The sequence below is a fragment of the Plantactinospora sp. KLBMP9567 genome (assembly GCF_033446045.1).
In the GTDB taxonomy this organism is placed as follows: domain Bacteria; phylum Actinomycetota; class Actinomycetes; order Mycobacteriales; family Micromonosporaceae; genus Plantactinospora.
Window position 1 is genome coordinate 22659 of the sequence record NZ_JAWQRR010000057.1, and the last position, 11474, is coordinate 34132.

At 73.4% G+C, this 11474-nt stretch carries 12 protein-coding genes; 6 read left to right on the forward strand and 6 right to left on the reverse strand.

The window, feature by feature from the left end; all coding sequences use genetic code 11:
• The first annotated feature begins 48 nt into the window (after window positions 1–48).
• Both R6Y94_RS40600 and R6Y94_RS40605 read left to right on the forward strand, forming a co-directional pair.
• Window positions 49–285: a helix-turn-helix domain-containing protein gene (locus R6Y94_RS40600; protein WP_130463859.1), complete on the forward strand. Its 237-nt coding sequence runs from the start codon at window positions 49–51 to the stop codon at window positions 283–285.
• Window positions 282–863 carry a Clp protease N-terminal domain-containing protein gene (locus tag R6Y94_RS40605; RefSeq protein ID WP_318402201.1) on the forward strand — a complete coding sequence of 194 codons (582 nt, stop codon included), beginning with the start codon at window positions 282–284 and terminating at the stop codon, window positions 861–863. The genes R6Y94_RS40600 and R6Y94_RS40605 overlap by 4 nt, the downstream gene beginning before the upstream one ends.
• Before the next feature lie 109 nt (window positions 864–972).
• Here R6Y94_RS40605 and R6Y94_RS40610 read toward each other — a convergent pair whose 3' ends face one another.
• Window positions 973–1485: a DinB family protein gene (locus tag R6Y94_RS40610; protein ID WP_318402203.1), complete on the reverse strand. Its 513-nt coding sequence runs from the start codon at window positions 1483–1485 to the stop codon at window positions 973–975.
• Between the two features lie 233 nt (window positions 1486–1718).
• Here R6Y94_RS40610 and R6Y94_RS40615 point away from each other — a divergent pair, with 233 nt between their 5' ends.
• The 4 genes from R6Y94_RS40615 (at window position 1719) to R6Y94_RS40630 (ending at window position 6337) form a co-directional block, all read left to right on the forward strand.
• Window positions 1719–2708: a diacylglycerol/lipid kinase family protein gene (locus R6Y94_RS40615; protein WP_318402220.1), complete on the forward strand. Its 990-nt coding sequence runs from the start codon at window positions 1719–1721 to the stop codon at window positions 2706–2708.
• Window positions 2705–3799, forward strand: coding sequence for a YihY/virulence factor BrkB family protein (locus R6Y94_RS40620; RefSeq protein ID WP_318402205.1), 1095 nt, complete (start codon window positions 2705–2707; stop codon window positions 3797–3799). The genes R6Y94_RS40615 and R6Y94_RS40620 overlap by 4 nt, the downstream gene beginning before the upstream one ends.
• Before the next feature lie 62 nt (window positions 3800–3861).
• Complete coding sequence (locus R6Y94_RS40625; protein ID WP_318402207.1) at window positions 3862–5409, forward strand: phosphatase PAP2 family protein; 1548 nt, start codon at window positions 3862–3864, stop codon at window positions 5407–5409.
• Between the two features lie 94 nt (window positions 5410–5503).
• Window positions 5504–6337, forward strand: coding sequence for an endonuclease/exonuclease/phosphatase family protein (locus tag R6Y94_RS40630; RefSeq protein ID WP_318402209.1), 834 nt, complete (start codon window positions 5504–5506; stop codon window positions 6335–6337).
• A 136-nt stretch (window positions 6338–6473) separates the two neighbouring features.
• On the opposite strand, the gene R6Y94_RS40635 is transcribed toward R6Y94_RS40630, so the two are convergent.
• The 5 genes from R6Y94_RS40635 to R6Y94_RS40655 all read right to left on the reverse strand — a co-directional run bounded on the left by R6Y94_RS40635 (window position 6474) and on the right by R6Y94_RS40655 (window position 11167).
• On the reverse strand, window positions 6474–7145 hold the full coding sequence (locus R6Y94_RS40635) for a response regulator transcription factor (RefSeq protein WP_318402211.1): 672 nt from the start codon (window positions 7143–7145) through the stop codon (window positions 6474–6476).
• An 80-nt stretch (window positions 7146–7225) separates the two neighbouring features.
• A complete protein-coding gene (locus R6Y94_RS40640) occupies window positions 7226–9478 on the reverse strand; it encodes a sensor histidine kinase (protein ID WP_318402213.1) in 2253 nt (750 codons plus the stop codon).
• 27 nt (window positions 9479–9505) lie between these two features.
• Entirely contained in the window at window positions 9506–10003 is a 498-nt protein-coding gene (locus R6Y94_RS40645) for a hypothetical protein (protein WP_318402214.1), read from the reverse strand.
• Between the two features lie 354 nt (window positions 10004–10357).
• Window positions 10358–10705, reverse strand: coding sequence for a hypothetical protein (locus R6Y94_RS40650; protein WP_318402216.1), 348 nt, complete (start codon window positions 10703–10705; stop codon window positions 10358–10360).
• 189 nt (window positions 10706–10894) lie between these two features.
• Window positions 10895–11167 carry a hypothetical protein gene (locus R6Y94_RS40655; protein WP_318402217.1) on the reverse strand — a complete coding sequence of 91 codons (273 nt, stop codon included), beginning with the start codon at window positions 11165–11167 and terminating at the stop codon, window positions 10895–10897.
• Between the last annotated feature and the right edge of the window lie 307 nt (window positions 11168–11474).

Genomic DNA, 11474 nt, shown 5'->3' on the forward strand with positions numbered 1-11474 from the left:
TGTCAACTGGGGTTGACATGGACGCCTCTGTCAACCTAAGTTGACAGTATGAGTCAGGCAACGGATCTGGCGGCGGCGGCCGGCAGCACCGATCCACGGGTCGGACTGCGCGCGGTGGTGGCCCTGCGCCGGTTGTTGGAACGCCTGGAGGTCGTCCAGGTCGACAACGCCCGGCGCCAGGGCTGGTCCTGGCAGGAGATCGCCGACGCACTCGAGGTCAGCAGGCAGGGAGTACACAAGAAGCACGCCGGCCGGGCGTCGGCGCGTACCCAGGGAGGGGCATGATGTTCGAGCGGTTCACGGTGCAGGCCCGGGACGTGGTCCGGGGGGCTGTGGCGGCGCGCGAGCGACTGGGGCACCGCAACGTCGGCACCGAGCACCTGTTGCTCGCGCTGCTCGACGGGGAGAAGAGTTCCGTCGCCGGGCTGCTCAACCAGTCCGGGGTGGACGCCGCGCAGGTGACCGAGGCGATCGAGCGGAAGGTCGGTCGCGGCACCGAGGAGTTCGGCGACCGCGACGCCGAGGCGCTCCGTTCGATCGGCATCGACCTGGCGGCGGTGCGCTCCAAGCTCGAGGAGTCGTTCGGCGAGGGCGCTCTGGAGTCGCCGCCGGCCCGGTCGCGCTGGGGCCTCTTCGGCGGCTGGGACTTCGGCAACCGGTTCTCCGCCAGGGCGAAGAAGGTGCTGGAGCTGGCTTTGCGCGAGGCGGTCCAGCTTCGGCACCGGGAGATCGGTGCCGAGCACATCCTGCTCGGGCTGCTTCGCGAGGGGCGCGGGGTGGCCGCGCTGGTGCTGACCGAGGCCGGGATGGACCTGGCCGAGCTGCGTCGCCGTACCCTCGACTCCCTCCGCAAGGCCGCCTGACCCGCAGCGGTCCGCGGGCAGCCGACCAGCGCCGGCCGCCTGCGGTCGGAGCGGCACGGTCGAGGTCGGCGCCGGGCCGATCGAGTCGGGGCGGGGCGGGGGCGCGGGCTCAGCCCGGCCGGCGGGCGGCGTCGAGCTGTTCGCGGAGGATGTCGGCGTGCCCGGCGTGCCGGGCGGTCTCCTCGATCATGTGGGCGTAGATCCAGCGCAACGAGACCCGACCCAGCCGGGCCTGCGGCGCGGTGTCGTCGAGGGCGAACCGGGCGGCGACCCGACGCGACTCCGCGCACGCCTCGGCGTACTCGGTGAGCAGGCTCTCGACGGTGTCGTCGGGGCCGAGTGCCCAACTCGGGTCACCGCCGTCCACCCAACCGGCGATCTCGACCGGCTCCCGCTGGGCCAGCCGGCGCTGGAACCAGCTCCGCTCCACCACCGACAGGTGCTTGAGCAACCCGCCGAGCGTGGTCAGCGAGGGTACGAGCCGGCGCCGGGCATCCTCGTCCGACACCCCGGCGATCTTCTCCGCGAGCTCCCGCCGCTGGCAGTCGAGGAACGCCTCCCAGACCGCGCGCTCACCGGCGGTGGCCACCTGTTCCTCCGGCGCGAGCGGCGGATCGATCATGTGGTCACTGTACCTTTTTCAACCTGGACCGCGCGGCGCCCACGCACCGCGTCCGACCATGCGGTCCGCCGGACCGCAAGGGGAGGTTGAAAAGGTTCACCGTAGCGGCCGTGGCGCTGACCCGCCGAAACCCGCCCGGCATGCGGAAAAGGTCACGCCCGGCCGGCTCGCTGCCGGCGGCAAGCTGCTGCACACTGGCGGCCGTGAAGGCGCACGAGGAGAGCACGGCCGGCGTGCCGGCGGATTCCCGGAGCGGCGGTGCCGGCGGTCTCCGGTCGGCGGTGGTGGTCAACCCGGTGAAGCAGACCGACCTCGACGGGCTGCGCCGGACCGTCACCGAGACACTGGCCGCCGCAGGCTGGCCGGAACCCGCCTGGTATACCACCACAGTGGACGACCCGGGCCGGGGCCAGGCCCGGCAGGCGATCGAGGACGGCGCCGAGGTGGTCTTCGTCTGCGGCGGCGACGGCACCGTGATGTCCTGCGTCGGCGCACTGGTCGGCACCGACGTGGCGATGGCCATCCTGCCGTCGGGCACCGGCAACCTGCTCGCGGCCAACCTCGGGCTCTCGGGCGACCTGGCCGCCGGGCTGGAGGTGGCGCTCGAACAGGGCCGGCGGCGGATCGACGTCGGCACCTGCGGTGACGCCTACTTCACCGTGATGGCCGGGATGGGCTTCGACGCCCAGATGCTCGAGGCCACCTCCGAGACCACCAAGGCCCGGGTCGGCTGGCCGGCGTACGTGATGGGGGCGCTGCGGCACCTGCGGGACCGGCCGATGCGGGTGTCGATCCGGATCGACGACCAGCCGCCCCGACGGCGCCGGGCCCGTACCGTGCTGGTGGCCAACGTCGGGCGGTTGCAGGGCGGGGTACGACTGCTCGCCGACGCCGAGCCGGACGACGGCTACCTGGACGTGGCCGTGCTCACGCCCCGGACGCTCAACCACTGGGTCTCGCTCGGCTGGGCGGTGCTGCGGCGGCGCCGCCGGGTGCCCCGGATGGAGGTGCTGCGCGGCCGGCGGATCATCATCACCAGCAACCGGGCCCAACCGCGCGAACTGGACGGGGACGTCATCCCCGCCGGCCGCGCGCTGAAGGTGTCGGTCCGCCCCCAGGCGCTCTGGCTCTGCGTACCGAGGCCGGCGACCGAGCCGGACCTCGCGGTGGACGCCGACGCGGTCGCCGAGCGCGGGGAGCGGCGGGTGGAGGGGGCGCGGTGAGCAGTACCCGGCTGGTCCCCGAGACCCGGTGCATGGCCGACGAGGAACTCTCCGCCGACGACGCCTGGCACACCCTGAGCCGGTACGGTGGCTGGCACCTGATCCGGGACGCGTTCATCCGGTTCCGGTACGGCGACGCGTTCAGCCACTCCCGGGCCCTCGCCCTGCAACTCTGCCTCGCCGTGGTGCCGTTCCTGATCGCGCTGGCCGGGCTGATCAGCGACCTCGGGGCGGACGAGGGTGGTCTGGTGGTCGCCGACACGGTGATCGGGCTGACGCCGGGCGCCAGCGACGGGGTGGTCAAGGAACTGCTGGTCGACTCGGAGCAGACCGAGGAGGCCGGCGAACTTGCCCTGGCCCTCGGCCTGCTCACCGGGCTGGTCGCGTTGACCACCACGATGGCGCAGGTGGAGCGCGGGGCGAACCGGATCTACGGGGTGGAACGGGACCGGCCGGCGCTGTGGAAGTACGTCCGGGCCGCCGTCCTGGCCCTCACCGCAGGAGCACCCGCGCTGGCCGGCTTCTTCATCCTGGTCGGCGGGGGCGAGCTGGGCCGCTCGATGGGGCGGCACTACGACTGGTGGGGCCCGTCGGTCGGCTTCGCCTGGGACGTGCTGCGCTGGCCGCTGAGTCTCGGGCTGACCGTCTTCGCCGTCGCGGTGCTGTTCCGGCACGCGCCGCGCCGCCGGCAGCCGGGACTGTCCTGGCTGCTCTTCGGCGCCGGGTTCAGTACCGCGCTGTGGTGGCTGGCCAGCGTCCTGCTCGCCGGCTACGTGTCGTACAGCGACGCGTTCGGCGCCACCTACGGCGCGCTGACCGGCATGATGGCGCTGCTGCTCTGGGCCAACCTGACCGGGATCGCGCTCTTCGGCGGGCTGGCCTTCGCCGCCCAGTTGGAGGCGCTGCGGATCGGCGAGCACGAGCCGGCCGAGCCGGACCACTGGGATCCCGACCGGACAGACCTGGGGCACGCCGACATGATGGACATCGATCCGGCGGGGACACCCGGCCGTGGCGTACCCGGGCCACGGGCCACCGAGGAGCGGGCGGCCGACGCGGTCGGCCCCGACGCGGAGCCGCGCGGCGGCTGACGGGTGTATGCCGCCCGCAGCGCGGGTACCGGGCAGGCCAGAGGCGAGGAGGGAGCTCTGGCGTGGCCACGGTCAGCGAGGTGTTGCGGCGACCGCTCGGGCATTTCGCCGAACGTAGCCTGCTCGGGTTCGCCCTGGTCGCCGGCACCGGTGTCGGGTTCGGCGTGCTGTTACTGCTGGTCCGGTTCCACTGGAGGCCGCTGCACCGGGCCGACCACGAGACCGCGGCCTGGTTCAACGGGGTGGTCTCGGCCAACGACGGCCTGGTCACCGTGCTCCAGGCGGTCAGCTCGCTGGGCGGCCGGCCGATCATGCTCTGGTTGGTCACCATCGCGGTGGTGGGCCTGCTGGTCCGCCGGCAGGGCCGGCTCGCCGTCTATCTGATCGTCACCGGTCTCGGCGCCCTGCTGCTCGACCCGTCGCTGAAGGAACTGGTGGGCCGGCTCCGCCCGGCGGTCGACATCCCGGTCGCCTCGGCACCGGGCAACAGCTTCCCGAGCGGGCACGCCCTCGGGTCGATGGTCGCCTACGGCGCCCTGCTGCTGGTCTTCCTGCCGGCGATGCGGCGCGGGTGGCGGCGGGTGGCGACCGGTGTCGTGATCGCGGTGGTGGTGGCGGTCGGGGTGACCCGGGTCGCGCTCGGCGTGCACTACGTCTCCGACGTCCTCGCCGGCTGGCTGCTCGGACTCGCCTGGCTGGGCGTCACCGCGTACGCCTTCCGGGTGTGGCGCCGCGAGCGGGGTCGCCCGGTCCGGCCGCTGGCCGAGGGGCTGGAGCCGGAGCCGAGCCGGGAGATCAGCCCGGCACCGGCCGAGGACCACCTGCTGCCGCATCCCCGGGCGGCCGTCGCCGAGGTGCTCACCGGCTGGGTACTGGTCTTCGGCGCGCTGTACGCCTTCGGCATGCTGGTCAGCTACTACGTCGAGGGCACCTTCGTCGAGACGCTCGACCGCGAGGTGCCGCAGTGGTTCGCCGCGCACCGGACCGACACCCTCAACGACCTCAGCTATCTGGCGAGCAAGGCCGGCGACACCCACGCCATCCTGCTGGTCTCGCTGGTCTTCTGTCCGCTGGCGCTGGCCTTCTGGCGGCGCTGGCGGCCGGTGCTCTTCCTCGCGCTGACCATGTTCGGCGAGCTGACCCTCTTTCTCGCGTCGGCCCGCGCGGTGAACCGGCCCCGTCCGCAGGTCGAGCACCTGGACGGGCGCCTGCCGACCGCGTCCTTCCCGTCCGGGCACATCGCTGCGACGATGTGCCTGTGGGTGGCGATCGCCCTGCTGGTGATGCCGCGCACCGACCGGTGGTGGCGCTGGCTGACCGTGCTGGCCGCGGTCGTGATGCCGCTCCTGGTGGCCGGCTCCCGGATGTACCGGGGGATGCACCATCCGAGCGACTTCGCCGGGGCCATGCTGCTCACCACGCTCTGGATCGGCCTGCTCTGGCTGGTGGTGCGCCCCAACGAAGAATTCGCCGGGGGCGACTCGCCGGGCAGTGGCGGTGCCGACGCGGAGCCGCCGCACTCGACGCGCCCGACGGAGACCGCGCGCGGCGCCCCGGCCGAACTGTCGAGTCTCGACGACGAACTGGCCCGGGCGGCCCGGCCGGACTGAGGCGGGAGGCGTCGGGCGGGCTGGTTGGACTGAGGTGGGAGGCGTCGGGCGGGTGGGCCGGACGGGGACGGGGGGTGGATGCCGGGTGCGGGCGATGACGTACAACATCAAGAACGGCGGGCGCGACGGTGCCGACCCGAGCCGGCTGGACCGGGTGCTCCAGGTCGTCACCGAGCAGCGGCCGGACGTGCTGGCACTGCAGGAACTCCGGGGCCTGCGCCGGGACCGCGACCGGCTCGACACGATGGCCCGGCGGCTCGGGATGCGGGCGTACCTGGCCGGGGGATGGTTCGGGCAACCGGTGGCGGTACTCGTCCGGCGACCGGTCGAGGCGGTGCTGGTGGCGCCGGTCCGCCGGCCGTTCCACCACGGGGCGCAGCGGGTCCTGCTGGACACCGACCGGGGCCCGCTGACCGTATTCAGCACGCACCTGCATCCGTATTCCGGGCGGCGCCGGCTGCGTGAGGCCGGCTGGCTGGTCGGCGCGGCCGGCCGGGGCGGGCCGGACCGGAGGGCGTTACCGGACCGGCTGGTACTGCTGATGGGTGACCTGAACACACTCGATCCGGGCGGCCGGCACGATGAGCGGATCGGCCGGCTGCCTCCGGAGTACCGGGGGCGGCACCTGATGCCGGACGGGGTGACCGTGGACACCCGGGCGGTCGCCGCGCTGTACCGGTCGGGTCTCGTGGACCTGTTCCGGCCGGAGGGCGCCGACCTGTCCACGGACCGGGCGGAGCCGCCGCACACCGTACCGACCAGCGCCGGTGGTGGGGTGGAGTTCACCGAGATGCGACTCGACTATCTGCTCGGCACGCCGCCGCTGGCCAGGTTGGCCCAGCCGCCCCGGGTGGTCACCGGTGGGGCGGCGGAGTCCGCGTCGGACCACTATCCGCTGGTCGTCGACTTCGACCTGCGGCTCCGCTGAGCACCGGGACGACACCAGGGCACCGGACGGCATCAGGGCATCGGGCCAGCATCAGGGCATCGGGCCAGCATCAGGGCCGGGCCGGACGCACCTGGACCGACGCAGGCGCCGCCCGATGCGCCGGGGCGAGTCAGGCTCAGGTGCCGAGCCCGACATCGCGGGCGAGCAGGGCCGCCTGCACCCGGTCCGCGACACCCAGCTTCGCGAAGATCGCGGAGAGCTGATTGCGTACGGTCTTCTCGCTGAGCCCGAAGTGCCGTGCGATCTTGGCATTGGTGTCCCCGAAGGCGAGTCGGCCGAGGATGTCCCGCTCCCTGGCGGTGAGCTGGTTGAACGGGGCGGGCAGCTCGACCGGCCCCCGGTTGAGCGTGGTGAGCACGGACGGCCCGATGCCCGGGCCGAGCACGACACCGCCCTGGGCGACCGTACGCAGCGCGTCGATGACGGCGTCCGGATCCGTGTCCTTGAGCACGTACCCCCGGGCACCGGCCCGCAGCGCCCGGGCCACGATCTCCTCATCGTTGGCCATGGTCAGCATCAGCACCTTGGTCTCCGGGCGGGACTGGATGATCCGGGCGGTGGCGTCGACGCCGTCACCGTCCGGCAGCGTCACGTCCATCGCGATCACCTCGACCCGCTCGGTAACCGCAGTGCTGATCGCCTCGGCGGTGGTCGCCGCCTCGAACACCTCGCTCACCCACGACTCGCCCTCGAGCATGGTGCGCAGCCCTCGGCGCACCACCGGGTGGTCGTCGACGATGAGGATCCGTCCACCGTGCACCATGCTCGTCGCCGCCTCTGCCCGCACATCGCGTCCTGTGCGCTGCCATCGGCCGGCAGAAAGGCACCGCGGAGCCGGGCTGCGCATCGCGGGTTCAGCGTAGCGGGCTAGCCGATCCGGTCCGCGTCGCTGTCCGGACTCTGGCTACCGGCGGCCGGCGGGGCCGTGGCGGCGGGCTGCGCCGCACCGCTCCGTGGCTGTGGCACTTCCGATTCCGGGCCGGCGTCGACGGATCGGTGGGCGGCCCCCCAGCGGCCGTCCGGGGTGCCGGAGCCCGGATCGGGTTCGGCCTCGTCGCCCGTACGGTCGGCGACGGAGACATCTCCGGCCGGTGCGCCGGTGACCGCTCGGCCGAGGGTGGCTGGGCCGTCCTGCGCTGCCGCACCGGTCGCCTGGTCGGGTATGGCAGGCTGGAACGGCAGACGCACCCGGATGGACGTACCATGTGGACTGGCCGGGGTGATGTCGAAGTCGCCGCCGAGTTCGGTGGCCCGTTCCCGCATCGAGTCGAGGCCGACACCGCCGGGCCGGCGTGGCCCGAGGCCCACCCCGTCGTCCACGATCTCCACCGTCAGCGCCCGGTCCCGGTGCACGTTCACCCGGCAGGTGCTGGCCTGGGAGTGCCGGGTCACGTTGTTCAGCGCCTCCGCGACGATCCGGTACGCGGCCACCTCGATCGCCGCCGGCAGCCCCTGGAGGTTGCCCTCGACGTGCAACCGGACCGCGAGGGCCGGGCTGTCGAACCGGGCGCACTCGTTGCGCAGCGCGGCGGCGAGCCCCCGGTCCAGCGCCGGCGGCCGGAGCTGGTCGACGAGCTGGCGTACCTCGGCGGTGCAGGTCTGCAGGTCAGCCGTGAGCGCGTCGAGGATCCGGCCGGTGCGGGGCTGCCCGGCGACGAGCTTGTGCGCCGCCCGGACCTGCATGGCCATCCCGGCCAGGGTCGGGCCGAGCCCGTCGTGCAGGTCGCGGCGGAGTCGCCGGCGCTCCTCCTCACGGGCGGTGATCAGCCGTTCCCGGGACTCCTGCAGGTCGTGGATGAGCCGGACGGCCTCGGCCGCCACCGCCGCGTGCACCGCCAGGTCGCCCAGCAGCCGCCGTTCGACCGGGGTGAAGCGGCTCGCCGCGCTCCGGTTCGCGACGAGCAACCGGCCGACCCGTTCCCCCCGGGTGACCATGTCGAACGACTCGACCGGAGTGTTCGCGGTGCCGTGCGCGGCGAGGACGCGAGGTCCCTCCCGCCCCTCGACCTCGACCGCGACGTGCGGCACCCGCAGCGACCGCGCGATGGTGTCGGTCAGCAGGGGCAGCACCGCACCCGGTTCGACGGTACGGCCGAGCAGGTCGCCGAGCCGCGCCATCACCTGGTATGGATCGTCCCGGTCGCCGTAGAGCAGCCGGTTGACCCCCCGCTGCACCCGGCCCCGGGCCGGTTCGAAGGCGACCGCGATCAAGCCGGTCGCGACCAGGGAGGCGTTCGAGGTGCTGCCCGCCATCAGCAGGTCACGGAGCAGGGTGATCAGCCCGACGAACGCGGCGATCACCAGCAGGCTCATCACCAGCCAGACGATGGTCCGGTTGATGACCTGGTCGAGGCCGTACAGCCGGTATCGCAGCACCGCGACGGCCAGCCCGATCGGTAGCGCCACCACCATGATCACCCACGCCCCGGGCAGGTTGATGGCCTCCAGCACCAGCCCGAGCAGCAGCAGGATCGCCGACGCCAGCAGGCAGGCGAGCTGGGCCCGGGTCTCACCGTCTGCCCGCCGCCAGCGCAGCACCAGCGAGACCAGTACCGCGATCAGCCCGAGTAGGGTCACCCCGATGGCGAGGAGGGCGACCAGTACGAGCGTCCGGGCCCGCTGCGTCGGCGCCGGCTCCGGGTCGCTGACCAGGCTGTAGGGATCGTCCAGGGCGGCGGTCGCGTAGGCGAGGGCGGCGACGACCGTCCCGGTTATGATCACCACGGCGACCGGGCGCCACCGCCGCGAGGGCAGCCGCCCGTCCGGGAAGACCAGCAGGGCGAGGAAGATCAGCCCGTACGGGATCCACCACGCCCACTGGCTCAACCAGGCCAGCGGCAGCCAGCTTCCCCAACTCTCCGCGAGCACGGCCACGCTCGCCGCCCCCCCGGCGGCGAGCATGAGCCGGCCCACAAGATGTCCGGGTATCCCGACCAGGACCAGCACGCCCATCGCGGTGAACGCGACGGCGATCACCGCGATCTCACCGGTCTGTTCGACCCAGATGCCACGGGCGCTGGCGTACTGCCCGGCCACCACGAGCGCGACGACGATGGCTGCCCCGACCAGCGCGGCGACCCTACCTGTGGGCCATCGCCTGGTGTCCTCGGTGGACGTCACCCCTGCTACCCCTGTCCGATCAAGTTCTCAGTGTGTCCAGCCGGCGGCGTGCAGTGAGTTGTGGAACCATCCGCCACGATCCATCAGTCGCATGCCCCCCGACGGGGAGTCACCGCCCGGGAAGTGCGCGGCATCTTCGGCCAGCGTGCCGCCGCCGAGCTGCGGCAGGGCGTCGATCGCCTCGTCCACGGTCAGCCCGGAGTCGGCGACCAGCTCCGGGTGCCGGCGGATGTAGTCCCCGACGTGCTGGACGACGGCCTGCAACCGGCCCTGGATCAGCTCCGGGTCGGGATCCTCCAGCGTCGGCACCAGGCCCTCCAACTCCCAGGAGTGGCTGAGTACCGGCGCGAGTCGACGGCCCGCCTTGTCGAAGAACTCCAGGCCGCCCTGGGCCTTGGCGCCGATGTCCTTCTCGCTCAGCATCTCCGCGACGCTGCCGTAGGCGTGCGCGAAGCTGTTGTCGCTGGCGATGACGATCGGTTCGATCTCCGTACGGCGAACCGGGCGAATCGGCTTAGCGGTCATGACACTCCTCTCGTGATCCAACCTCGACGGTCTCGGCGCAGGTGGGCGACGGTTTCCTCCGGCAGCCTAGGCCCGGTGTTCAACGGGGCGCGTAAGGTCCGTCGGCTGAGCATCATGTCCCGTCCGACGTCCCGCGGACCCGGGACCGGTGTCCCAGTCCACTCGGGAAAATCCGGCGTGTCTCCGTACGGTCCGGTACCCGACCGGATCTTCGACAGCCAGCCGACCCGGAGCGAAGCGGCCGGCCCGGGCGGGCGTACCCGATATGGGGTCGATGCCCGGACGATACGCCGGACCGGCACTCTCGTCGGCGGTGCCAGCTGCCACTCACCACGGCCGGCGCTTCGCCAACCGCTAACTGGGGAGACCTATGACGCCCGAGTCGTCGGCAACCGCGAGCCGGAGTTCCGGCCTCGCCATGCCGGTGCGCGGGCGGACCCGGGCTCCGGCCAGCAGCGCGGGGTGGTCCGGGCGGCGGGAGCCGGCCGACCTCGTCGTCGAACTGCTGGACCGGATCAGCCTCGCCGGCTGGACCGTGCGGCAACGGGCCGGGCGGACCCTGGTCGCTCCGGCGCTGCCGGCGAACCGGTTGCAGGGGTGGAAGCTGCACGTCTCGGCGACGCCGTCGAACGCGCCGGAGGTGCTCGCCGCCTGTGTACCGGTGCTGGTCGAGACCGGTACCGCGTTCGGCTTCGTCGCCACCGCGGCGGGACTCGCCGAACTCAACGGTCCCCGGGCGCCACGGGCCGGAGCCGGAAAGTTCCTTACCGTCCACCCGGCGACCGACGAGCTCTTTCGGGAACTGGCGAAACGTCTGGACGAGGCGACGGTCGGCTACGTGGGGCCGGCGGTCCTCTCCGACCGTCCGTACCGGTCGGGCGGGGTGGTGCACTACCGGTACGGCGCCTTCGGCGGGGTCGACGTGCTGGACAACGACGGCCGGTACCGGCGCTGTCTGGTCGACCCGGAGGGCAACCTGGTCGAGGACCGGTGCGAGCCGGTCTTCCGGCCACCGGCCTGGGTCGAGTTGCCGTTCGACTCGCTGTCGGAACGACCGGCCCCGGCGCTGCTCGGGTCGCCGGTGTGGCCGACCGGCCCGACCGGGCCGGGCTGGTCGGTCGCGTCGATGCAGGTCTTGGGGACGTCTACCGCCGATCCGGTCATCGGCTCGACGGGGACGGCCGGGTCCGTGGGGGGCGGACCGGGGGGCCCGGCCGGGCCCGGGGTGCCAGCTCGGTCGGGGGGCTCGACCGAGCCGGAGGGCCCGGCCGGGTCGGGGGGACCTGCGCGGCCGGGGGAATCCGTGCGGTCCGGGGGAGCCGCGCGGCTGGGGGGACCTGCCGGGTCGGGGGGCCCGGTCGGGCCGGCGGGGGCGGCCGGGTCAACGGGGGCGGGGGGGGGGGCCGGGGGGGGGGGGGCCCCCCCCCCCCCCCCCCCACCCCCCGCCCCCCCCCCCCCCCCGGAACCACGC

What these genes read in the sequence shown, in the direction of transcription:
- R6Y94_RS40600 (WP_130463859.1), top strand. Translation starts at nt 49, where the DNA reads ATGAGTCAGGCAACGGATCTGGCGGCGGCGGCCGGCAGCACCGATCCA.
- R6Y94_RS40605 (WP_318402201.1), top strand. Translation starts at nt 282, where the DNA reads ATGATGTTCGAGCGGTTCACGGTGCAGGCCCGGGACGTGGTCCGGGGG.
- R6Y94_RS40610 (WP_318402203.1), bottom strand. Translation starts at nt 1,485, where the DNA reads ATGATCGATCCGCCGCTCGCGCCGGAGGAACAGGTGGCCACCGCCGGT.
- R6Y94_RS40630 (WP_318402209.1), top strand. Translation starts at nt 5,504, where the DNA reads ATGACGTACAACATCAAGAACGGCGGGCGCGACGGTGCCGACCCGAGC.
- R6Y94_RS40645 (WP_318402214.1), bottom strand. Translation starts at nt 10,003, where the DNA reads ATGACCGCTAAGCCGATTCGCCCGGTTCGCCGTACGGAGATCGAACCG.
- R6Y94_RS40655 (WP_318402217.1), bottom strand. Translation starts at nt 11,167, where the DNA reads ATGACCGGATCGGCGGTAGACGTCCCCAAGACCTGCATCGACGCGACC.